Source organism: Streptomyces sp. NBC_00310, from assembly GCF_036208085.1.
GTDB lineage: Bacteria > Actinomycetota > Actinomycetes > Streptomycetales > Streptomycetaceae > Streptomyces.
On the sequence record NZ_CP130714.1, the window covers coordinates 6,912,992 to 6,933,727 of the forward strand.

Below are 20,736 nucleotides of genomic sequence, written 5' to 3' on the forward strand. Positions count from 1 at the left end.
AACGAACGGGTGTGCCGCGCGGTCACATACGTGTTCGGTGGGGCCTATGGGGCTCCTGTGAGGCATGAAGTGAACGTCGTGAGGGTGGGGGACATGAAGTCGAAGATGTCGCGGGCGGCGGTGGCCGTCTCGGTCGTGGCCACGCTGGGATTCACCGCGGCGTGCGGTGGGGGCGGCGACGAGGGCAAGGACGCGGAGACGAAGCCGTCGGTCGCCGGCAGCGCCTCGGCCGACGGGGACGCGAAGAACGATCAGGACGCGGCCGGGAAGACCGCGCTGACCGAGGCCCAGCTGAAGGAAGCCGCCCTCGCGAAGGGTGACGTCAAGGGCTACAAGATCGCCGACCTGCCCGCGGAGGACATGCCCGCCGAGACCGTCCCCGCGCAGCCGGCCGCCTGCCAGCCCCTCGCGAACATGTTCTTCTTCACCTCCGACCCGCAGGCGAAGGCCCGCACCGGACGCACCGTCACCTCGGAGGACGAACTCTCCGCGAGCGTCATCTCCCTCGCCCTCGCCGCGCACGAGCAGAGCGATGCCGAGAAGGTGATGGCGGACCTGCGCAAGGCGACGGAGAGCTGCACCGGGTACGAGCACGTCGGCAACAAGTACACCGACATCGAGACCCTCGCCGCGCCCGAGCAGGGCGACGAGGCCGTCGCGTACAAGCTGAAGGGCGACATCGAGGGGGCGAAGATCCCGATGTCCTTCACGGTGGTGCGCAGCGGCTCGACGCTCATCGGGTTCTACTCGATGAACATGCTCGACGCGGACAAGGCCGAGGTGCCGGACGAGATCCTGGACGCGCAGGTCGCGAAGCTGGAGAAGGCCGCCGGCTGAGCGGACTCGACGTGACGAAGGGCCCCGCGAGACGGATGTCGCGGGGCCCCTCTGCGTCAGCACCGACGTCAGGGCAGCGCCGGTGCCTCGAAGCGGCGCCCGGGGGAGTGCGCCGCCGGCTCGGAGGAACGTGGATCTCTCGGAGGAACGTGGATCTGGGGTCGGCGCACGAGGGGGCGTGCACTGGGGTCGAGAGCTGCCGACCCTGGGCGGTTGGTGGCGGTCTGTTCCGCTTCGTGAGGGTGGGCAACGGCCTCCGCCACCGTTCCGGCCACCCTTGAACAGATTCCGCCGGCCGGCCCCGGGCGTCCCCGGAGCCGACCGTTCTCTTGAGTGACCGGGCTGCTGTCCCCTGCCGTCCGGTCACCAACCTGGAGCGAGGTCCCACGGCGCACGGCACGATCCGTACGCCTCATCGCTCCAGCGGAGCCACGCGTGGTTCTTTCGGGCCCGCACCTGGCTGGCGCGGACACCGACACCAACGAAGCGTGTCGCGCGACGGTCACGCGCCGTACGGGTGAGAGGGCAGGCGTACTTACGTGCACCGGTCAGATGCGCCCCCGGCACAGCTCCAGCAGGGTCATGGCGAGCGCGGTGCCGGGCTTGCCGAGGGCGTCCCTGTAGTGGGCGAGGATCTCCATCTCGCGCGACAGGTTCACGCGCCGGCCGCCGGACTCCATCCGCGCCTCCTGGACCACGGCGGAGACCGCCACCCGTTCCTGGATCAGGCCGATGATCCGGTCGTCCAGCGCGTCGATGCGCTCACGGGCACCGGTGATCACGTCGGCGGCCTCGGACGTACGGGCACCGGTCACGTCGATGGCGGTCATGTCGATGGCGGTCATAGAGGGCTCCTCGTCGGAAGTCGAAAGAGACCCCGGAGCGGCAAGACCCGGAAAACGCCAGACGCCCCGGACCTTGTCGGCCCGGGGCGCCTGGGGAAGTCGCTTGTCAGTGGCTCAAGCAGCACGACCATGGCAGCCGGTGGGCCGGTTGCCATAGGTAAAGACGAAGGTCGGGTGCGTGAGCATGGGGGTCAGTATGCCATGCCTGAGCGGGGGCGCCTTTTCGTGCCGTTCCCTCCAACCGACATCGGGGGTCTGGGGGCGGAGCCTCCAGTGGCCCACTCCGCGAGAGCGCACCCCGGTAGACTCGGCCACACAGACCCCCGCCCCACCGCCGGAAGGCACCCCGTGTCATCAGCGAACCCCGCTGCCGCCGCTCCCGACACCGTCCTGGTCGTCGACTTCGGCGCCCAGTACGCCCAGCTCATCGCCCGACGGGTCCGCGAGGCCCGGGTGTACAGCGAGATCGTGCCGAGCACCATGCCGGTCGCCGAGATGCTCGCCAAGAACCCGGCGGCGATCATCCTCTCCGGCGGCCCCTCCTCGGTCTACGCCGAGGGCGCCCCCCGTCTCGACCGCGCGCTCTTCGAGGCCGGCGTCCCCGTCTTCGGCATGTGCTACGGCTTCCAGCTGATGGCCACCACCCTCGGCGGCACCGTCGACAACACGGGTGCGCGCGAGTACGGCCGTACGCCCCTGCATGTCTCCAAGCCCGGCAGCACCCTCTTCGAGGGCACCCCCGACGAGCAGTCGGTCTGGATGTCCCACGGCGACGCCTGCTCCGCCGCCCCCGAGGGCTTCACCGTCACGGGCTCCACCGACGTCGTACCGGTCGCCGCCTTCGAGAACGACGAGAAGAAGCTGTACGGCGTCCAGTACCACCCGGAGGTCATGCACTCCACGCACGGCCAGCAGGTCCTGGAGCACTTCCTCTACCGGGGCGCGGGCATCACCCCGAGCTGGACCACGGGCAACGTCATCGAGGAGCAGGTCGAGGCCATCCGCGAGCTGGTCGGCGACAAGCGCGCGATCTGCGGCCTCTCCGGCGGCGTGGACTCCGCGGTCGCCGCGGCCCTCGTGCAGAAGGCCATCGGCTCCCAGCTGACCTGCGTGTACGTCGACCACGGCCTGATGCGCAAGAACGAGACCGAGCAGGTCGAGAAGGACTTCGTCGCCGCGACCGGCGTACAGCTGAAGGTCGTGGACGCGGAGGAGCGGTTCCTGAAGGCGCTGGCCGGGGTCTCCGACCCCGAGCAGAAGCGGAAGATCATCGGCCGCGAGTTCATCCGCGTGTTCGAGCAGGCCCAGGCGGAGATCATCGCCGACGAGGGCCCCGAGGTCGCGTTCCTCGTCCAGGGCACCCTCTACCCGGACGTCGTCGAGTCCGGCGGCGGCACCGGCACGGCCAACATCAAGTCCCACCACAACGTGGGCGGCCTGCCGGAAGACCTCGAATTCAAGCTGATCGAGCCGCTCCGCAAGCTCTTCAAGGACGAGGTCCGGATGGTCGGCCAGGAGCTCGGGCTCCCGGAGGAGATCGTCCAGCGCCAGCCCTTCCCGGGCCCCGGGCTCGGCATCCGGATCGTCGGTGAGGTCACCAAGGACCGCCTCGACCTGCTCCGCGACGCCGACGCCATCGCCCGTGAGGAGCTGACGGCCGCCGGTCTCGACCGGGACATCTGGCAGTGCCCGGTGGTCCTCCTCGCCGACGTCCGCAGCGTCGGCGTCCAGGGCGACGGCCGCACCTACGGCCACCCCATCGTCCTGCGCCCCGTCTCCTCCGAGGACGCCATGACCGCCGACTGGTCCCGGCTGCCGTACGAGGTCCTCGCGAAGATCTCGACCCGCATCACCAACGAGGTCGCGGACGTCAACCGCGTGGTCCTCGATGTGACGTCGAAGCCGCCGGGCACCATCGAGTGGGAGTAGACCCCGCTTGGTCTCAGGTCCGCTGGAGTCGCAGGCTTGAGTCTCAGGTCCGTTTGAGAGCCCGCACCGGCTCTCCGGGCTTCCAGACCTGGACGACCAGATACTTGTCGTCCTCGACGTAGGTCCGTACGACCTCCGTCAGCTCGGTGCGGAAGAGGTGGAACGGCTCCGGCGGTTCCACCTCTTCGCTCTTCCCGCCGCTCTCGTCTCCGCTCTCCTCGCCCTCGGCGCCGTACGCGGCCTTCACCGCCGGGTCGTCGACCTCGACCGCCCGGCCGCTCACGCGTACGTCACCACCGCCCATCCCCGTGCCGGGGCCGGGGTTGGCCTGCAGCGAGAAACGGGGATCGCGGCGCAGATCGAGCGCCTTGAACGAGTCGGGCATCATCCCCAGCCACAGCTCCCCCTTCGCGAACCGGACCTCCAGCCCGGTCGTCCGCGGGGACCCGTCCCTGCGGAGGGTGGCGAGCACGTGATGGGTGAAGGCGCCGAAGCGCGCCTCGACAGTCTGTGCGAGCTCGGGTTCGGCGGCGACGAACGCGCCCCAGTTCGAAAGATTCTCCGGCATACGTCGAGTCTCGCGCGGATACCCGACAAGCACGGTCCGGTTACCCCGAGCGACGTACGACGAACGACCCGACCCGCGTGAGTGGTGCGCGACCTGGCGTGCTTCTGTGACTTGCGTAACGGTTGCGCACTCTCTTCACCGAACGGACCTGTTCTGCGTGGGGGACCGACGGTAACTTCCGCTTCGTAAAGGAAGTCAGTCTGGAGGACACATGCACGGGCCCACACCGCCCCTGCCCCTACCCACCGACCAGCTCCGGTTCGCCATGCCGCCGATGCACGAGTCGGCGGAGGACGAGCGGCGGCACCGCAAGGAACGGCTGGCCGGGGCCCTGCGGATCTTCGGGCGAATGGGGTTCGAGGAGGGCGTCTCGGGGCACATCACCGCGCGCGACCCGGAGTTCAGCGACTGTTTCTGGGTCAACCCGTTCGGGATGCCGTTCCAGCACGTCACGGTGAGTGACCTGGTCCTCGCCAACCAGGACGGCCAGGTGATCGAGGGCCGCTACCACGTGAACCAGGCCGCCTTCACCGTCCACGCCCAGGTGCACGCCGCCCGCCCCGACGTCGTCGCGGTCGCCCACTGCCACTCCGTGCACGGCCGCGCGCTGGCCGCGCTCGGCGACCTGCTGGACCCGATCACCCAGGAGTCCTGCGCGTTCTACGAGGACCAGGCGCTCTACGACCACTACACGGGTGTCGCGGTGGACGCGGACGAGGGCCGCCGCATCGCCGGCGTGCTCGGCAGCCGCAAGGCGCTGGTGCTGCGCAACCACGGCCTCCTGACGGTCGGCGACTCGGTCGACGCTGCGGCGTGGTGGTTCCTGTCGATGGAACGCTCGGCTCAGGTGCAGCTCACCGCGAAGGCGGCGGGGCGGCCGCTGTTGATCGAACACCGGCTGGCCGTGGCGACGCGGGAGCAGGCGGGCGGCGATCTGGTGGCGTGGATCAACTATCAGCCGCTGTGGCAGGACATCAGCCGGAGTGAGCCGGATCTGCTGAGCTGAGCGCTTCTCCTCGGAGTCTCCTTCTCGGAGTCTCCTTCTTGGCGTCGCTCATTCGACGTGTGTTCGACGTGTGTTCGGTGTGTGTTCCGGCGTTGGCCGGCCGCGAGTTCGTCGTGGCTGGTCGCGCGGTTCCCGTGCCCCTTCGGGGGCGCTGATGTCACTCAGAAGTCGCGAAGCACCGCTGCCTTCGTCGCTGCGAACTCCTCGTCCGTGAGGACGCCGTCGCGGTGCAGGTCGCCCAGCTCGCGGAGACGGCGCAGGAGGATGTCATGGTGGTCGGCGGCCGACGGCGGGGCGGTGGAGGGCACGGTCCCGGCCGTCCGGGACCGGTCCGCATGGCCGGTCGCCCGAGTCGACGGATGGGGAAGCCGCGCCGTGACCGCCGTGGCGACGAGGGCGGTCAGGAGGTCGCGGCGGGTGCTGCCCCACAGGTCTCCTCCAGGGGCACCGCGATCTCCCCGTACGTCTGCCGGAACAGCGCCACGGAACGGTGCAGGCCCGGGGTGATCCGGACCGTGCTGCCGTCGAAGGCCCAGGACCCGTCCCGCTGGATGATCTCGGCCATGGGGAGATTCTCGCAGCCGGGTCAACACGGGCACCGGGACTTCACCCCACGCTTCCCTTGCACGGAGTGGACCTGCCGGACGCGGACCGTGTTCCGTACGGCACAATTCGCTGTCATCGCAGGGCAGTTGTACGGCCGCACGGCTGTGGTAGTGAGCGGACGTACATACGACCCCCGGCGACTTGCGAGGGCGTCCACGGCGGTGCCGATCACGGCGCTGCCGAAGGCGCTGAAGTAGCCGTCGACGACAGCACCTGACGACGGCTATGACAACAGCAATGACAACAGCAATGACGAAGCAATGACGACAGCAATGACTACGGCGGCGAATGCCGAGGCGGACGCGGCGCGGGAAGGCGGGCTCGGGCGTGGCGGTGCAGGAGGCGAGAGGCGGCATGGGTGCGGGAGCCCATGACGGTGGGTGCATGTGCGGGGGCTGCCCGCACGGGGCGCGCGCGGGACACCGGCGTGCGGTCGCCGAGTTCCTGCTGAAGCGGGAGGAGTTCGCGTCCGGGCAGGGGCTGCCGGCGGCTGTCGCGCACTCCGCGTCCGCCTCCCGGCAGTGGGTCTCCGACGAACTCACCCAGTCCGCGGCCCTCGTCGCCGAACGCGGCCGCGTCGAGGGCGAGGCCTGGATCGCCCGTCTGTGGCTGCGCACGGCGATCGTCGTCTGGGCCGCCGTCGTGACCTTCCTCCTCGTCCAGTCCCTCACCGCGATCGGCGCGGGCTGGACGGTCGCCCGTACCGCCGGTCTGCTCGCCGCCCTGCTGGTGGCCGCTGCGCTGACGGGCGCCGGATATCTGCACCGGGCACGCGGCGGCGCGCTCGCCCCGGTCATCGGCGAGGACAACCGCCTCTCCACCTCCCGTGCCGTCGCGGCCGGCTGGGTGCTCTTCGTCGTCTTCGCGGTCCTCGTCCTCGTCGGCCGCCTGGCCGCCGCCTCCGACCACCGCGAACGCGACGCCCTCATCGCCGGGCTCGACCTCGCCCGCGGCGCGGGCGTCGTGACCGTCCTGGCCGTCGTCTGCGGCATCGCGGTCCTGGTCCGCCGTGTGGTCGGCCTCCGCGTCCTCTCCCAACGTCTCCAGAAGGTCCCCGCCCACCGCCCGCGCGCCGCCGACCTCCTCACCGACGACTCGGGCCGAGGCAGCTTCACGGACATCCAGTACGTGATCATCTGCGGCGTCGCCCTGGCCTTCGCGGCGGTCCGCCTGGCCCGCCGCCCCGACCAACTCCCCGACCTCCCCTGGGGCCTGGCCCTCCTCGTCCTGGTCTCCGCGGCCACCTACGTCGCCGGCAAGTACGCCGAGGGCGGCCGCCCCGTCATCCTCTCCGTCGTCCGCGCCCGCGAGGCCGGCGACCTCGACGCCCCCATCCGCAACGGCGACGACATCGAGATCCGCGGCGCCGGCTTCGTCCCGCCCGGCGCCCAGACCGCCGACCGCCTCTCCCGCATGGTCGTCCGCATCGGTCCCGTCCACGTCCACGTCCCCCTCGTCCCCGTCGCCGGCGGCTTCAGCAACCCCACCGACTCCGTCCTCACCGCCCCCGTCCCCGCCGACGTCGAACCCGGCAAGGTCGAGGTCCAGGTCGTCACCGCGGCCGGCGTCGAAACCAACCGCTACACCATCGAGGTCTCAGCGGACTGAGCGACCACCGGCCGGCCGGAGCCCCGGCCGGAGCCCCGGCCGGAGCCCCGGCCGGAGCCCCGGCCGGAGCCCCGGCCGGAGCCCCGGCCGGAGCCCCTGCCGGAGCCCCTGCCGGGGCCTTTGGGACGGGCGGGATGCGACGGGGCGGGTAGGGGCTGCGGGGCGGGAAAGGGGCGGAGCGGGAGGGGCACCCGAGGCCACGGTCAGACCCCGACAAGGCACCCCGACCCGGAAAAACACGCCCGAACCATTGAGCGCCCCCACCCTTGCGAACGTATCGTCTGTTGAGGGGTCAACGGCACGGCGGACAAGAGGCGGCGCAGACCATGACTCACGACACTCGCACGGACTCCCCCACCCCCTACTTCAACGGCGGCCCCGAATGGCGGGACACCGCCACCCGCTACGCCCTGCTGCCCCTACGCGTCTTCCTCGCCGTCACCTTCATCTACGCCGGCCTGGACAAACTCACCGACAGCGCGTTCATGGCGTCCTCCGGCTCCGGCTCCATCGGCGACATGATGAGCGCCGCCCGCGACTCCTCCGCCATCCCGGCCCTGATCGACATGGCCCTGAACAACCCCGTCGGCTTCGGCTACGCCATCGCCATCGGTGAACTCGCCGTCGGCATCGGCACCCTCCTCGGCCTCCTCTCCCGCCTCGCTGCCCTCGGCGGCGCCCTGATCTCCCTCAGCCTCTGGCTGACAGTCAGCTGGTCGGCATCCCCGTACTACTACGGCAACGACCTCCCCTACCTCATGGCCTGGATCCCCCTGATCCTCGCCGGCGCCCCGGTCCTCTCGGTGGACGCGGCCATCCGCTCCCGCCGCCACGGCGTCAGCAGGCATCGCGCGGGCGCCTACCGCTGAGCCCCCAGAGCACCCCGACCGCGGCCTTTGGCCTCCGGCCCGGCCGGCTGGGGTGATCTGTCAGGACGCCGCGAGTACGGGTGTCGGTCGGAGCCCGCCGCCGAGCGGACGGTCCTGCCGCGCAGGCTGAGGCGAGTCTTGGTGACCGCCCCTTGGTGACCGCCCCTTGGTGTCCCTGGGCGACAGGCACGGCTGGAGGCGGTGGCGCAGCGCTGACCCCCATGTGCGCATGGCCCGGGCGGCCCCGGGGCGCAGCCCGGACGTACGCTCCGGGGCGCAGCCCAGACGCACGTCCCGAGGTCGGCTCAGCCGCGGGATACCTGGTCGGTACTGCCTGAGCCCAACGCACTGCCGGACCGAACCGGGCGCCGACCCGTCGCCCGACCTATGACCCGGCCCCTTCCTGAGACACCGCCCTGCTCGCCCTGCCCTGCCTGCCAACACCCGCCCGGTCCTCCGGCGTTGCGCGCCGCGCCTCTTCGGCAGCCGGCGCCCCGCGCCCCACCTTTCCGACCGCTCCCCGCCCACCCCTCTTGCCCGGCTGCTCCCGCTCATCCCGCTTCTCGACCGCTCCCGCTCATCCCCTTGCCCGGCCGCTCCCGCTCACCCCGCTGCCCCTCTCGGTCTCTCTGTTTCCTCTGCATGGGCCGACCCTGCCGACCCTGCCGACCCTGCCGACCCTGCCGTGCCTGTCGGCCCCGCGGCCCTGGTCGCCCCCGCCCCGGTCGCCCCCGGCGGTCCCATCGGCCCCGCTGTCCCCGTCCGCCCGGCCACCCGTCGCCCTCCTATCGCATGGTTCAGAGAAGCCACCGCTCCTGCCAGACACAGCCCCCCGACGACGAGCGGTATCACGACGAACCAAGGTGTCTGCCAGGCATTTCCCGCATCGCCGAGGTACACGACACCGGCGGCGGTGAGGAAGAGGCCGGCGACGAGCTTCCCGGGCCGGAAGTCATGACGCAGCACGGGCCACCTCCGCCTGTCCCAGACCGACTTCGAGGTCGATGGTGAGCGTGCCGCCGCTGGTCGATCCCTTTGCGGGGGCGAGCGTCAGCTGATCGCTCCTGTCCGGTGCCACGTCCAGGTCCTCCTTGCCGTCACCCGGCAACTGGAGGTCACCGAGGCCCACTTCTACGTCGAGCCGCACGGTGACGCCCGGTGGAACGACCACCCTCGCCTTGCCCGCGCCCACCTCCACGCTCGTGGTCAGCGTCTCTCCCTTCGGTATGTCCACCTTGGACAGGTCCAGCGTGGCGACGCCGGTCCCCAGCTCGTACCGGGCCGCCACGCTCTCCGCGTTCCGCGGTGTCCACTCCGTGCGGGCCCAGTCGGTGGTGATGTTCGCCGGGAGCGCCGCCGTGCACGCCAGGAGTCCCGCCGTGACCACGGCCAGGAAGATCGATCCCGCTCCCGTACGACCGAGGAAGGCGCTCAGGGCTATGCCCAGGCCGAACACGGTCAGCGCGCAGGCGAGTCCGGTCTGCAGGCTGGCTGCCAGAGGGCGGTCCTCCCAGGTCGCGCCGGTGCCGATGCCGCCGACGAGCAGCGCGAGCAGGAAGATCCAGCCGCCTGTCCAGCGCGGGCCGCGCGGCTTCGGTGGGCGCACGGAACGTATGTCCTGGCGGGAGGGCGGCACACCCCGGGCGATGTTGACGGCCGCCGCCATGTCCCGGTCGCGGCTCTCCCACGGCCCCCAGAGATAGCCCGTGCCGCCCACATGGGTGCCGTCCTTGACTATCGGGTCGCGCCACCAGGACGGGTAGGCGGAGGCCACGGGCGGCGCCTGGGCCTCCGGCGGGGCGTCGGCCACGGCCTGCGCGGCCAGGGGATCGGGGTCGGGCGCGCCGCGGTGCCGCGACCAGTACCCCGCGCCGGCCAGGAGCAGGGAGACGACCACGGAGAAGGTCAGGACGGTGGTGTTGCTCAGTAAGGTGAGGAAGACGCCGCAGCCGACCAGCGCGAAGAGCACCGCCGCGAGGGCCTGGCCGTCGACCCGGCCGGTCAGCAGCTTGCGTACCTCGTTCTCCTCCTCGTCGTCGTACGGCACGAACAGCCAGGCGAAGCCGTAGAAGATGAGGCCGAAGCCGCCGGTCGCGGAGAGGACCGCGAGCACCACCCGGAAGATCACCGGGTCCATGTCGCACTGCCGCCCGAGCCCGGCGCAGACACCGCCCAGCATTTTGAACCGTCGGTCACGGCGGAACCTGTGCGGGGCGGCGGGGCCCCGGCCGGCCGGATCGTCGGGGGTGGGTTGCCCCGTCGCGCCGGGGGTGGGCGGGGCTGCCGCGTCGGAGGCGGGGCGGCCCGCAGCTCCTGGCGGGTCGGTGCCCGCCGCTTGTTCCGCGGGCGCACCCGCGCGCGTGTGCGTCCGCGCCCCCGCCCGCTTCCCCGCGTCCCGGTGCGGGTGCGTGCCCGCGTCCCCGTGCGCGCGCGGCTCCTCCGTCCCCGTGCCCGGTGGGGGCACGGCGTCCTGCGGCCCGGTGGTGGGCCGCAGGACGTCCGGACCCGAGCCGGGGCCCGGCTCCGCTGCCGCGTGCTGGTGATCCGTCATGCGTCCATCGTGACCGCCGAGGCGGTCCGATGGCAGTCGGGATGACCCTGGTCGAACCCTGATATCCGTCCCGGGGATGTGTTCGATCACGGTGCGGCCCGAAGATCAGGGGCGTCTCGGGGGTCGACCCTGATGCCTCGATCGGCCGTGCGTGTGAACATCGATGGCATGCCGGAAGCCGCAGCACTGCCAGTCGACACTCCGCGGCCCCCGCGCAAGCTCTACCGCAGCAGCGACGGACGCTGGCTCGGAGGCGTGGCGCGCGGGCTCGCCGGACATCTCGGCCTGCCCGTGACGTGGGTGCGGCTCGTGTTCGCCGGCCTCTTCCTGGCGGACGGCCTCGGCGCGCTGGTCTACGCGGCGTTCTGGTTCTTCGTCCCGCTCGGCGTGGGCGGCGTCGACAACCAGCGGCCCCCGGCCATCGCCACCGAGACCTCCCCGGACGGCCGCCGCAGGCTCGTGGCCCGCAAGCCTGACCGCGGCCAGATGGTCGCCCTCCTCCTCATGGTCGTCGTGGCCATGGTCTTCGTCGGCAACGTGGACCTCGGTGAGGCGGCCAGGGCGTATCTCTGGCCGACCGTGCTCGTCGCGGCCGGCGTCGCCCTGGTCTGGCGCCAGGCGGACAACGCGCGACGGGCCCGTTGGGCCGAGGTCGGCCGTCGTCGGCGCACGATCACGCTGCTCCGCTCCGTGGCCGGCGTCCTGCTGGTCACCGCGGGCGTCTCCGGGATATTCGTCCTGCAGGGTTCGGCAGCCCACCTTGGCTCGGTGCTGCAGGCCGCACTCGCGGTCCTCGTGGGCATAACGCTGCTGGCGGGACCGTACCTCGTCCGTATGACCCAGGACCTTTCCGAGGAGCGCCTGATGCGCATCCGCGCGCAGGAGCGTGCGGAGGTCGCCGCCCATGTCCACGACTCGGTGCTGCACACGCTGACGCTGATACAGCGCAACGCGGACAAACCGAACGAGGTCCGCCGTCTCGCCCGCGCCCAGGAGCGTGACCTGCGGAACTGGCTGTACAAACCCGAGGGCACAGGAAAGGACGAGGGCGACGAGCCCGACACGCTCGCCGAGGCCGTGCGGCGGAACGCGGCGGAGGTCGAGGACAAGCACGGCGTCCCCATAGAGGTGGTCGTCGTCGGTGACTGCCCCCTCGACGAGGGACTGACCGCGCAGATGCAGGCCGCGCGCGAGGCGATGGTGAACGCCGCCAAGTACGGTGGCGAGGGCGGCGCCGTACAGGTCTTCGCCGAGGTCGAGGGAAGGACGGTCTTCGTGTCCGTCCGCGATCGCGGCCCCGGGTTCGACCTCGACGCGATACCCGCCGACCGCATGGGCGTCAGAGAATCGATCATCGGCCGCATGGAGCGCAACGGAGGCACGGCACGGCTCCGCGCCGTACCGGACGGCGGCACGGAGGTCGAGTTGGAGATGGAGAGGGCGGAGACGACGTCATGAGTGACGCGAACGGGGCGAACGACCATGCCGCACAAGGCGGTTCGGGCACTGGCCCGGGCGGGGACCAGGGAGGTCCGGCCGCGCGGGACACGGGCGCGGGCTCGGCCGAGGGCGTGACCGCCGCCTCCGGTGCCGGTGTCTCCGGGCCCGGGCGGCACGTCCGGGTCGTGCTGGTGGACGATCACCGCATGTTCCGTACGGGAGTGCGGGCCGAGATCGGGCAGACGGACCGTACGGGCGTGGAGGTCGTCGGGGAGGCGCCCGACGTCGACCAGGCGGTCTCGGTGATCACGAGTACGCGGCCCGAGGTGGTGCTCCTCGATGTGCATCTGCCGGGCGGCGGTGGCGTCGAAGTCCTGCGCCGCTGTTCGGCGCTGATGGGGGACGCCGAGCAGCCCGTCCGTTTTCTCGCCCTGTCCGTGTCGGACGCGGCGGAGGATGTGATCGGCGTGATCCGGGGCGGCGCGCGCGGCTATGTCACCAAGACGATCACCGGCTCCGACCTGGTCGACTCGATCTTCCGGGTCCAGGAAGGCGACGCGGTCTTCTCCCCGCGGCTGGCCGGATTCGTCCTCGACGCCTTCGCCTCTACCGACGCCCCACCCGTCGACGAGGACCTCGACCGGCTCACCCAGCGCGAGCGCGAGGTGCTGCGCCTCATCGCCCGCGGCTATGCGTACAAGGAGATTGCCAAGCAGCTCTACATCTCGGTGAAGACGGTGGAGTCCCATGTCTCCGCCGTGTTGCGGAAGTTGCAGCTCTCCAACCGGCATGAGCTGACGAGGTGGGCGACGGCACGACGCTTGGTGTGAGGGGCGGGCCACCGCTGCTTCCGGTGTGCCGGCGGTGCGGCCGTCCGGCAGCCGCTGACGCGTGCCGAGGGATGGCTGGAGCTCGACGGGCGGGCAGGCCGGCCAGACACGACAAGGGGACCAATCTCGACTGGCCCGAGCCACCCAGTGCCATGCGAGTCGGCCCGAGCCACCCTGTCCGAGGGAGCCGCCTCGCGCCGCCCGGCTCAAGGCGCCCGGCCCGCGCAGCCCGACCAGGTCCACGCTGCCCGGACCGCCCGGACCGCCCGGACCGCCCGGACCGCCCGGACCGTTAGGCCCAACCCACGGCAGCCGGGCCCGCGTCGGTGGCCCGTGCCCCCGGCTCAAGCCACCCGCGTCGCCCCCACGTACGGCATCTCGTCGAGAGGGGCCACACGTACCGGGGCCGACGGGTTCGGGGCGTGGATCATCTGGCCGTTGCCGATGTAGATGCCGACGTGGCTGATGCCGGAGTAGTAGAAGACGAGGTCGCCGGGGCGGAGTTCGGAGCGGTCGACGCGGCGGCCGGCGTTGATCTGTGAGTAGGTGGTGCGGGGGAGGGAGACGCCGGCGGCGCGGTAGGCCGCCAGGGTGAGGCCGGAGCAGTCGAAGGCGCTGGGGCCGGTGGCGCCCCAGACATAAGGGCTGCCGATCTTGGAGTAGGCGTAGGAGACGGCCGCGGCGGCGCGGGAGTTGGGTGCGTCGGCGGTGGCGGAGGCGGGGGAGACCGGGCCGGTGAGGCCGCGCTGGGACGCGGAGGAGCGGGAGGCGTGCCCCGCGGTGCCGCCCGGGGTGTCGAACCGCGCGCGGTCCTCGGTGGTGAGCCGGCCGAGCAGCTGTCGTGCGTCGGCCAGCTTCGAGGTCACGGTTTTCTTGTGCCGCTTCAGCTGTGTCTGGCGGGTCTTGAGTGTGCCGAGTTCGACGCGGGCGGCTCCGCGCAGCCGTTCGATCTCCAGCAGTTGCTTCCGTACGCTCGCCACGTCCGCCGAGTGCCGGCTGCCGACGCGTTCGGCGAGGGCGGCACCGTCCAGGTACTGATCCGGATCGGCGGAGAGCGCGAGCTGCCAGGAGGAGTCCATGCCGCCACCCCGGTACTGCGCCGCGGCCAGCGAACCGAGCTCGTCCTGGGCGGAGTTGAGTCGTTCGGTGCGGCGGGCGGCCTGGTCGCGCAGCTCTTCGAGGTTCTCCTGCGCCCTGTCGGCCTTCTCCTTCGCGCCGTTGTACTTCTCGGTGGCGACCTCAGCCTCTTGGTACAGCTTGTCCACTTTCGCCTTGACCTGGTCAGGCGTGAGCTGTGGATCGGCGTGCCCGGTGCCGTCGAAACCGGTCGCGGTCGCCGCGCCCGCGAGGGCGAACGTCGCGGCGGTGCGGACCGTATGGCCGCCGAGTGAGCGCTGTCTGGGCTTGCGGTGCGCTGCCACGTGGAGTCCATGTCCTCTCCGTACGACCGCCGTCCGCAGTACGAACATCGTCTGTCCGTACGGACCGCCTGGGGGGAGCGGTTACGCGTCCGGCGGCGGCCCGCACAGGGGGAGCGGGACGCCGCCGGACCTTCTCGGCGGTGGTGTCCGACTGCCGCCCCTGGCCCGGGCGGCGGTGGGGAGCCGGTCACCTGGGAGAGGACGCTAAACCTGACGGCGAGGGGCCGGTAACGCGTTGTGTGGAAGTGGCGTGCACCGACCGCGAGGTGACCGTATGTGACCGTGATCCCGCCCTGACGCCGTCGACTTCACGCTACGCGATGACCGATGCGGTCATTTCAGAACGAAAGGGGGTGCGGAGGTGCTATAGAGCGCATATATGCAAGATCATCACGGTGTCGCCGGACGTTCCGGAGCACCACCTTCGGCGCTCCGCGGCAGCCTGCCATCCCCTCCCCCGCCCCGGTGCCCGACGGAACACGGGCCTCTCATTAGGCTCCGCGCATGGACGTACTCATCCACATCCTCGTCGCTCTCCACATCATCGGCATCGCCTCCCTCCTGGGCGGTTTCCTCACCCAGATGAAGGCCATGGGCCAGGGCACCGCCCGCTTCGTCCCCGCCATGCTCCACGGCGCCCTCACCATGCTCGTCACCGGCGTCCTCCTCGTCGGCCTCAACCAGGCCGACGACCAGCCCGTCAACAACATCAAGATCGGCGTCAAGCTGGCCCTGCTGATCGTGATCCTGGGCCTGGTCTACGTGAAACGGGACGAGGAGGCGGTGGAGAAGCCGCTGTTCGGTCTGGTGGGCGCGCTGACGACCGTGAATATTTTCATTGCGGTGCTGTGGACATGAGGATGCCGCCCCCGAGGTGACTCGGGGATGATGCGGGAATGGCACGGTCGGGGGAGAGGCGCCTGGTGTTCCGGGTGCTGGGACGGTTTGGGGGGCGCTCGCAGCGGCGGGAGGCCTGTCGCTGTCGGGCTGGCTCTGGCAGTACACGAACCTCATGGGTTCGCGGGACGTGGCCGACGATTTCTTCGGTGCGATCCCCGTCGTTCTGCCGGGCGGTCTCGGACTCGCCGTCGCGATCGTCGCATGGGCGAACTGGGGCCCCCGGGCAGGCCGTCCGCAGCCCCCGGAGGAGCCCGCCGCCGTTCTCGCCGCCTCGGTCCGCAGGGTCGTACGCACCCGCACCTCCCGTACGAGCCGGCTCGGCCGAGTCGTGCGGCTGCTGCCGCTGGACGCGCGGACGAGCCTGGCCGGCGTCCACTGGCGCAGCCCCGAGGAGGGGGAGCGGTGGGCGCCCGTGGCGCGGGCCCTGTCCTCGCCGTTGATCCTGGTGCTGGCACTGAGCGCGTACGAACGCCGTGATCCGGCCGAACTCCTCGACCGTAGACGCTTCCCCGGGGTGGACGAGGTCACCTGGCGCGTCCTGGAGAACGCCGATCCGACCGCGAACTTCGAGCTCTGGCGCGACGACGACCGCCGGGGCCGGCGGTCCGAGGACCGGCGGCACTGGCCGGAGGTCGTGACCCGCGTCCTGGGCAGCGCGGACGACGCACTGCTGCTGTGGTGGCGCATGGCGGCGACGCATGCGCCCCGGTGGCTGGTGCCGGGGGTGCGATTGCCGCTGATCGTTCTGACGGTGCCGGCCGTCCGTGCCGCCGGTCCCGACGGGCCGGCCTTCGGAGTCCTGGTCGGTTGTGCGCTGGCACAGCTGTTCACCGTCCTGTCCGAGGACGGGGCGCCCCGGCAGGTCGGCGGCTGGGCCGCCGAGCGGCGGGGGCGTCGGCGAAGGGTGCGATGGGCCCTGGGGGGTGCGGCGGGGGTCGCCGCCGCGTCCAAGGCGATCGCTCTGTCGCGCACCGGCCGTTCCCCTGGGGCCCCGGTGGCGGTTCTGGGGGACGCCGGCCTCGTGCCCGTGGACCGGCTCACCACCGCCCGCGCCAAGCTCGCCGCGGAACCCGACGCGGCGTGGGCCGCCGTGAACCGGTACCGGCGGGAGACACCGCACATGGTGGAGCCGCCGGAACGGACCTGACCGTCCCGCCTGCTACGCCGGGCGCACCACGCTGTGGATCGACGACTCCCCGTCGTAGAAGACCGACTCCTCGCGGACGTACGTCCCCGGCTTCGGGGCGTGGATCATCATGCCGTTGCCGATGTAGAGGCCGACGTGGCCGATGTTGTCGTAGAAGAAGATCAGGTCGCCGGGCCTGGCGTTGGCGAGGGAGACGGTGGTGCCCGCGTTGACCTGGTCGTAGGTGGTGCGGGGGAGGTCGACGCCGGCGGCCTTCCAGGCGGCCTGGGTGAGGCCGGAGCAGTCGTAGGAGCCGGGGCCGGTGGCGCCCCAGACGTACGGCTTGCCGATCTGCGCGCGGGCGAAGGCGATGGCCTTGGTGGCCTTCGAGGCGTAGGTGGAGTCCTCGGCCGGGGCGGCGGTCTCGGTGGTGCCGGTGGGCGTCTCCGCGCCGGTGGAGGTCTCCTCCTGGGTCCCCTGGGTCCCCTGGGTCCCCTGGGCCTCCTGGACCGACGCCTGCGCCGCCTGTTGCCGCGCGAGTTCCTCCGCCTTGCGGTCGGCCTCCTCCTGCTCGCGCTGTTCGATCGCGGCGAGCCGGGCCTTCTCCTGGGCGGTGAGGGTGGAGAGCAGTTCGCGGGCCTCGGCGAGCTTCGCCTGGACCTTGGCCTTGCTGGTCTTGAGGGCGTTCTGCGACTCGGTGAGCTGCTCGAGGCTGTCGCTCGCCTCCCGGCGCTGCTCCGCCGCCTCGGCCTGCTGCGTGACATACGCGTCGACGGCGCCCTTCTGGCGGTCCGTCAAGCGGTCCATCAGCTGGTTCTGGTCGAAGTAGTCCTGCGGGTTGTCCGCCAGGAGCAGCGAGGCCTGGTCGGGGGTGGCCGCACCCGTGCGGTACTGGGCCGCGGCGAACGAACCCAGTTCCTCTCGCGCGCCGTTCAGCTTCTCCGTGCGTTTGGCGACGTCGTCAAGGAGGGTGTCGACCTTCTTCTTCTGCTTGGTCGTCTTCTCCTTGGCCGCGTTGTAGTTCTCGGTCGCCGACCCGGCCTGGCGGTAGAGGTCGTCGACCTTCTTCTCGACTTCCTCCAGGCTCGGCCTGTCGTCGGTCGCCGGCGCGGCGGTGGCCGTCTGGGAGAGCAGGGCCACGGAGGTGAGGGCGGCCGTGGCGAGAGCGGGGGTGCGTATGCCCACGCGTGTGCCGGCAGGACGCGGCTTGCGGTGCGGCGCCATGGTTCGGCGTCTCCTTCCGTAGTCCGCCTACCGAGTTAGCTGTCGGGTTCGGGCGCAAGCTTCGGAAGGTTTGCCCTACGACCCTCGCCGCGTGCGGCGGGCGGGTCGATTCACCCCAGAGGTCGGTGGGTCCCCGGCTCCGGCTGCCACGGGAGGCGTACCGGACTCGGCGGAGGCTGTGCGGCCCGGCGACGTTCGCCGGTTGGGTCGTACGGCCTAAAGAAAAAGTTAGCCAACTCGTGTGGCCCGTGTGAAGGTTGATGTTCGAAATGTCCGATACGTTTTCGTGACCTTAGCCTCTTCGACGCGACAGGCGGTACGCTCGATCGCTCACCGTCGTGGGGTGATCGCGGTGAGTGGTGCGGGTGGACTTCCCGGGGCGGCCTCCCGCTGTCGGTGGCGGCGCCTAGACTCGGAGAGCGATGAGCAGCCTCTTTGACGACAGCTTCCTGGCGGACCTCCAGGCCCCCCGCGGCCACGCGGAGGAGCCCCCGCCACCGCCCGAGGACGATCACGTACCGGAGCCGCTTCCGGACGATCTGTTCGGCGGGAAGTTCGACGTGCCGCCGGACCGGGACGCGTACTACCGCGGCGGCGCCCCCCGCCCGGCCCTGGACGCGGCGGCGCTCCTGGACGGGCTGAACGAGAACCAGCGCGCGGCCGTGGTCCACGCGGGCTCGCCCCTGCTCATCGTGGCCGGCGCCGGCTCCGGCAAGACCCGGGTGCTCACCCACCGCATCGCGCACCTGCTCGGCGAGCGGCATGTCCACCCGGGCCAGATCCTCGCGATCACCTTCACCAACAAGGCCGCCGGCGAGATGAAGGAGCGCGTCGAGCAGCTCGTCGGACCGCGCGCCCACGCGATGTGGGTCATGACCTTCCACAGCGCGTGCGTACGGATCCTCCGGCGCGAGTCGAAGAAGCTCGGCTTCACGTCCTCCTTCTCGATCTACGACGCCGCCGACAGCAAGCGGCTGATGGCGCTCGTCTGCCGTGATCTGGACCTCGATCCCAAGCGCTTCCCGCCCAAGTCCTTCAGCGCCAAGATCTCGAACCTGAAGAACGAGCTGATCGACGAGGAGGACTTCGCCGCCCAGGCCACCGACGGCTTCGAGAAGACCCTCGCCCAGGCCTACGCGCTCTACCAGTCCCGCCTCCGCGAGGCGAACGCGCTCGACTTCGACGACCTGATCATGACGACGGTCAATCTGCTGCGCGCCTTCCCGGATGTCGCCGAGCACTACCGCCGCCGCTTCCGGCACGTCCTCGTCGACGAGTACCAGGACACCAACCACGCCCAGTACGCCCTGGTCAGAGAGCTGGTCGGCACCTCCGAGCACCCCGTCGACGTACCGCCCGCCGAGTGGGACGTACCCCCCGCCGAGCTCTGCGTCGTGGGTGACGCCGACCAGTCGATCTACGCCTTCCGCGGTGCGACCATCCGCAACATCCTCCAGTTCGAGGAGGACTACCCGGACGCGACGACGATCCTGCTGGAGCAGAACTACCGCTCCACCCAGACCATCCTGAGCGCGGCCAACGCGGTCATCGAGCGCAACGAGTCCCGCCGCCCCAAGAATCTGTGGACCAACGCGGGCGCGGGCGCGCAGATCACCGGCTATGTCGCCGACACCGAGCACGACGAGGCACAGTTCGTCGCCGACGAGATAGACCGACTGACGGACGCGGGCGACGCGAAGGCCGGAGACGTCGCCGTCTTCTACCGCACGAACGCCCAGTCCCGAGTCTTCGAAGAGGTGTTCATCCGCGTCGGCCTGCCCTACAAGGTCGTCGGCGGCGTCCGCTTCTACGAGCGCAAGGAGGTCCGGGACGTCCTCGCGTATCTGCGCGTCCTGGCCAACCCGGAGGACTCCGTCCCGCTGCGCCGCATCCTCAACGTGCCCAAGCGCGGCATCGGCGACCGCGCCGAGGCCATGATCGACGCCCTGTCGCAGCGCGAGAAGATCAGCTTCCCGCAGGCCCTGAAGCGCGTCGACGAGGCGTACGGCATGGCGGCCCGGTCGACGAACGCCGTCAAGCGGTTCAACACGCTGATGGAGGACCTGCGGACCGTCGTCGAGTCCGGCGCCGGACCGGCCACGATCCTGGAGGCGGTCCTCGAACGCACCGGCTATCTGGCCGAGTTGCAGGCCTCCACCGACCCGCAGGACGAGACCCGCATCGAGAACCTCCAGGAACTCGCCGCCGTCGCCCTGGAATTCGAGCAGGAATCCGGAGCGGCCGCGGAAGGCGAGGGTGAGGGCGAGGCCGCGGCGGCCGCGACGCCCGCCGGGCTCTCCGCCTTCCTGGAGCGGGTCGCCCTGGTCGCCGACTCCGACCAGATCCCGGACGAGGAGGAGGACGGCTCGGGCGTCATCACGCTCATGACCCTCCACACCGCCAAGGGCCTGGAGTTCCCGGTCGTCTTCCTGACCGGCATGGAGGACGGCGTCTTCCCGCACATGCGCGCCCTCGGCCAGACCAAGGAACTGGAGGAGGAGCGCCGCCTCGCGTACGTCGGCATCACCCGCGCGCGTGAACGGCTCTATCTCACCCGGTCCTCGCTCCGCAGCGCCTGGGGCCAGCCCTCCTACAACCCGCCGTCCCGCTTCCTGGAGGAGATCCCGGCCACCCACCTGGAGTGGAAGCGCACGGGTGCCTCCGCGCCGGTGTCCTCGGGCCCGGCCGCGGGCATCGCGTCGTCGCTGTCGTCCTCGCGTTCCCGGTCCTCCGCCTCGGGCGCGTCCGGCTTCGCGACCCGCCGCACCAACGAGAAGCCGGTGGTCTCCCTCGCCGTGGGCGACCGGGTCACCCACGACCAGTTCGGCCTCGGCACGGTCGTGGGCGTCGGGGGCACGGGCGTGAACGCGGAGGCCACGATCGACTTCGGCGACACCAAGCCGAAGCGGCTGCTGCTGCGGTACGCGCCGGTGGAGAAGCTGTAGCGAGCCGGCCTGTCGCCGACATGACGCGGGC

The 20,736-nt window shown here is 71.2% G+C and carries 16 protein-coding genes, 1 pseudogene and 1 riboswitch; of the genes and pseudogenes, 10 read left to right on the forward strand and 7 right to left on the reverse strand.

What is annotated here, in order from left to right:
* Positions 1 to 93 precede the first annotated feature (93 nt).
* The gene (locus OG202_RS30350) at positions 94 to 837 is read left to right on the forward strand and encodes a hypothetical protein (RefSeq protein WP_327728134.1); all 744 of its coding nucleotides are present in this window, start codon (positions 94 to 96) and stop codon (positions 835 to 837) included.
* A 548-nt stretch (positions 838 to 1,385) separates the two neighbouring features.
* Here OG202_RS30350 and OG202_RS30355 read toward each other — a convergent pair.
* Positions 1,386 to 1,682: a chorismate mutase gene (locus tag OG202_RS30355; RefSeq protein ID WP_326578474.1), complete on the reverse strand. Its 297-nt coding sequence runs from the start codon at positions 1,680 to 1,682 to the stop codon at positions 1,386 to 1,388.
* Positions 1,683 to 2,030: 348 nt separating this feature from the next.
* Between OG202_RS30355 and guaA the strand changes: the two genes are divergently transcribed.
* Positions 2,031 to 3,611, forward strand: coding sequence for a glutamine-hydrolyzing GMP synthase (guaA, locus tag OG202_RS30360; RefSeq protein ID WP_326578472.1), 1,581 nt, complete (start codon positions 2,031 to 2,033; stop codon positions 3,609 to 3,611).
* A gap of 43 nt (positions 3,612 to 3,654) precedes the next feature.
* Here the strand turns inward: guaA and OG202_RS30365 are convergent, their stop codons facing one another.
* Positions 3,655 to 4,179 (reverse strand): pyridoxamine 5'-phosphate oxidase family protein, encoded by a 525-nt coding sequence (locus OG202_RS30365; protein WP_326578470.1) that lies wholly within the window; start codon positions 4,177 to 4,179, stop codon positions 3,655 to 3,657.
* Positions 4,180 to 4,390: 211 nt separating this feature from the next.
* On the opposite strand from OG202_RS30365, the gene OG202_RS30370 reads away from it, so the two are divergent.
* The gene (locus OG202_RS30370) at positions 4,391 to 5,185 is read left to right on the forward strand and encodes a class II aldolase/adducin family protein (RefSeq protein WP_326578468.1); all 795 of its coding nucleotides are present in this window, start codon (positions 4,391 to 4,393) and stop codon (positions 5,183 to 5,185) included.
* Positions 5,186 to 5,346: 161 nt separating this feature from the next.
* On the opposite strand, the pseudogene OG202_RS30375 reads toward OG202_RS30370, so the two are convergent.
* Positions 5,347 to 5,619, reverse strand: a pseudogene (locus OG202_RS30375) (SHOCT domain-containing protein); the annotation flags it as partial.
* Positions 5,586 to 5,750 carry a hypothetical protein gene (locus OG202_RS46605; protein WP_443052369.1) on the reverse strand — a complete coding sequence of 55 codons (165 nt, stop codon included), beginning with the start codon at positions 5,748 to 5,750 and terminating at the stop codon, positions 5,586 to 5,588. The gene OG202_RS46605 and the pseudogene OG202_RS30375, both read right to left, overlap by 34 nt.
* A 395-nt stretch (positions 5,751 to 6,145) precedes the next feature.
* Here OG202_RS46605 and OG202_RS30380 point away from each other — a divergent pair, with 395 nt between their 5' ends.
* Complete coding sequence (locus OG202_RS30380) at positions 6,146 to 7,399, forward strand: hypothetical protein (protein ID WP_327732136.1); 1,254 nt, start codon at positions 6,146 to 6,148, stop codon at positions 7,397 to 7,399.
* A gap of 326 nt (positions 7,400 to 7,725) precedes the next feature.
* Positions 7,726 to 8,268 (forward strand): DoxX family protein, encoded by a 543-nt coding sequence (locus OG202_RS30385; RefSeq protein ID WP_326578464.1) that lies wholly within the window; start codon positions 7,726 to 7,728, stop codon positions 8,266 to 8,268.
* 952 nt (positions 8,269 to 9,220) lie between these two features.
* On the opposite strand, the gene OG202_RS30395 is transcribed toward OG202_RS30385, so the two are convergent.
* The gene (locus tag OG202_RS30395; protein WP_328223911.1) at positions 9,221 to 10,819 is read right to left on the reverse strand and encodes a PspC domain-containing protein; all 1,599 of its coding nucleotides are present in this window, start codon (positions 10,817 to 10,819) and stop codon (positions 9,221 to 9,223) included.
* A 168-nt stretch (positions 10,820 to 10,987) separates the two neighbouring features.
* On the opposite strand from OG202_RS30395, the gene OG202_RS30400 reads away from it, so the two are divergent.
* Together OG202_RS30400 and OG202_RS30405 are read left to right on the forward strand one after the other, a co-directional pair.
* Positions 10,988 to 12,277, forward strand: coding sequence for a PspC domain-containing protein (locus OG202_RS30400; protein ID WP_327728131.1), 1,290 nt, complete (start codon positions 10,988 to 10,990; stop codon positions 12,275 to 12,277).
* A complete protein-coding gene (locus OG202_RS30405; RefSeq protein WP_327728130.1) occupies positions 12,274 to 13,089 on the forward strand; it encodes a response regulator transcription factor in 816 nt (271 codons plus the stop codon). Before OG202_RS30400 ends, OG202_RS30405 begins: the two co-directional genes overlap by 4 nt.
* Before the next feature lie 344 nt (positions 13,090 to 13,433).
* Here OG202_RS30405 and OG202_RS30410 read toward each other — a convergent pair whose 3' ends face one another.
* A complete protein-coding gene (locus OG202_RS30410; RefSeq protein WP_327728129.1) occupies positions 13,434 to 14,510 on the reverse strand; it encodes a C40 family peptidase in 1,077 nt (358 codons plus the stop codon).
* 504 nt (positions 14,511 to 15,014) lie between these two features.
* Here OG202_RS30410 and OG202_RS30415 point away from each other — a divergent pair.
* On the forward strand, positions 15,015 to 15,368 hold the full coding sequence (locus OG202_RS30415; RefSeq protein ID WP_326578453.1) for a hypothetical protein: 354 nt from the start codon (positions 15,015 to 15,017) through the stop codon (positions 15,366 to 15,368).
* Positions 15,369 to 15,522: 154 nt separating this feature from the next.
* Entirely contained in the window at positions 15,523 to 16,557 is a 1,035-nt protein-coding gene (locus OG202_RS30420; protein WP_328223912.1) for a hypothetical protein, read from the forward strand.
* A 12-nt stretch (positions 16,558 to 16,569) separates the two neighbouring features.
* Here OG202_RS30420 and OG202_RS30425 read toward each other — a convergent pair whose 3' ends face one another.
* Positions 16,570 to 17,760 carry a C40 family peptidase gene (locus OG202_RS30425; protein ID WP_326578449.1) on the reverse strand — a complete coding sequence of 397 codons (1,191 nt, stop codon included), beginning with the start codon at positions 17,758 to 17,760 and terminating at the stop codon, positions 16,570 to 16,572.
* Between the two features lie 9 nt (positions 17,761 to 17,769).
* Positions 17,770 to 17,942, reverse strand: a riboswitch (cyclic di-AMP (ydaO/yuaA leader).
* 240 nt (positions 17,943 to 18,182) lie between these two features.
* Here OG202_RS30425 and pcrA point away from each other — a divergent pair.
* The gene (gene pcrA, locus OG202_RS30430; RefSeq protein WP_326578447.1) at positions 18,183 to 20,705 is read left to right on the forward strand and encodes a DNA helicase PcrA; all 2,523 of its coding nucleotides are present in this window, start codon (positions 18,183 to 18,185) and stop codon (positions 20,703 to 20,705) included.
* Positions 20,706 to 20,736 lie beyond the last annotated feature (31 nt).

What these genes read in the sequence shown, in the direction of transcription:
- OG202_RS30370 (WP_326578468.1), top strand. Translation starts at nt 4,391, where the DNA reads ATGCACGGGCCCACACCGCCCCTGCCCCTACCCACCGACCAGCTCCGG.
- OG202_RS30405 (WP_327728130.1), top strand. Translation starts at nt 12,274, where the DNA reads ATGAGTGACGCGAACGGGGCGAACGACCATGCCGCACAAGGCGGTTCG.
- OG202_RS30425 (WP_326578449.1), bottom strand. Translation starts at nt 17,760, where the DNA reads ATGGCGCCGCACCGCAAGCCGCGTCCTGCCGGCACACGCGTGGGCATA.
- OG202_RS30365 (WP_326578470.1), bottom strand. Translation starts at nt 4,179, where the DNA reads ATGCCGGAGAATCTTTCGAACTGGGGCGCGTTCGTCGCCGCCGAACCC.
- OG202_RS30355 (WP_326578474.1), bottom strand. Translation starts at nt 1,682, where the DNA reads ATGACCGCCATCGACATGACCGCCATCGACGTGACCGGTGCCCGTACG.
- OG202_RS30395 (WP_328223911.1), bottom strand. Translation starts at nt 10,819, where the DNA reads ATGACGGATCACCAGCACGCGGCAGCGGAGCCGGGCCCCGGCTCGGGT.
- OG202_RS30385 (WP_326578464.1), top strand. Translation starts at nt 7,726, where the DNA reads ATGACTCACGACACTCGCACGGACTCCCCCACCCCCTACTTCAACGGC.
- OG202_RS30400 (WP_327728131.1), top strand. Translation starts at nt 10,988, where the DNA reads ATGCCGGAAGCCGCAGCACTGCCAGTCGACACTCCGCGGCCCCCGCGC.
- OG202_RS30420 (WP_328223912.1), top strand. Translation starts at nt 15,523, where the DNA reads ATGGGTTCGCGGGACGTGGCCGACGATTTCTTCGGTGCGATCCCCGTC.
- OG202_RS30415 (WP_326578453.1), top strand. Translation starts at nt 15,015, where the DNA reads ATGGACGTACTCATCCACATCCTCGTCGCTCTCCACATCATCGGCATC.
- pcrA (WP_326578447.1), top strand. Translation starts at nt 18,183, where the DNA reads ATGAGCAGCCTCTTTGACGACAGCTTCCTGGCGGACCTCCAGGCCCCC.
- OG202_RS46605 (WP_443052369.1), bottom strand. Translation starts at nt 5,750, where the DNA reads ATGGCCGAGATCATCCAGCGGGACGGGTCCTGGGCCTTCGACGGCAGC.
- OG202_RS30380 (WP_327732136.1), top strand. Translation starts at nt 6,146, where the DNA reads ATGGGTGCGGGAGCCCATGACGGTGGGTGCATGTGCGGGGGCTGCCCG.
- OG202_RS30350 (WP_327728134.1), top strand. Translation starts at nt 94, where the DNA reads ATGAAGTCGAAGATGTCGCGGGCGGCGGTGGCCGTCTCGGTCGTGGCC.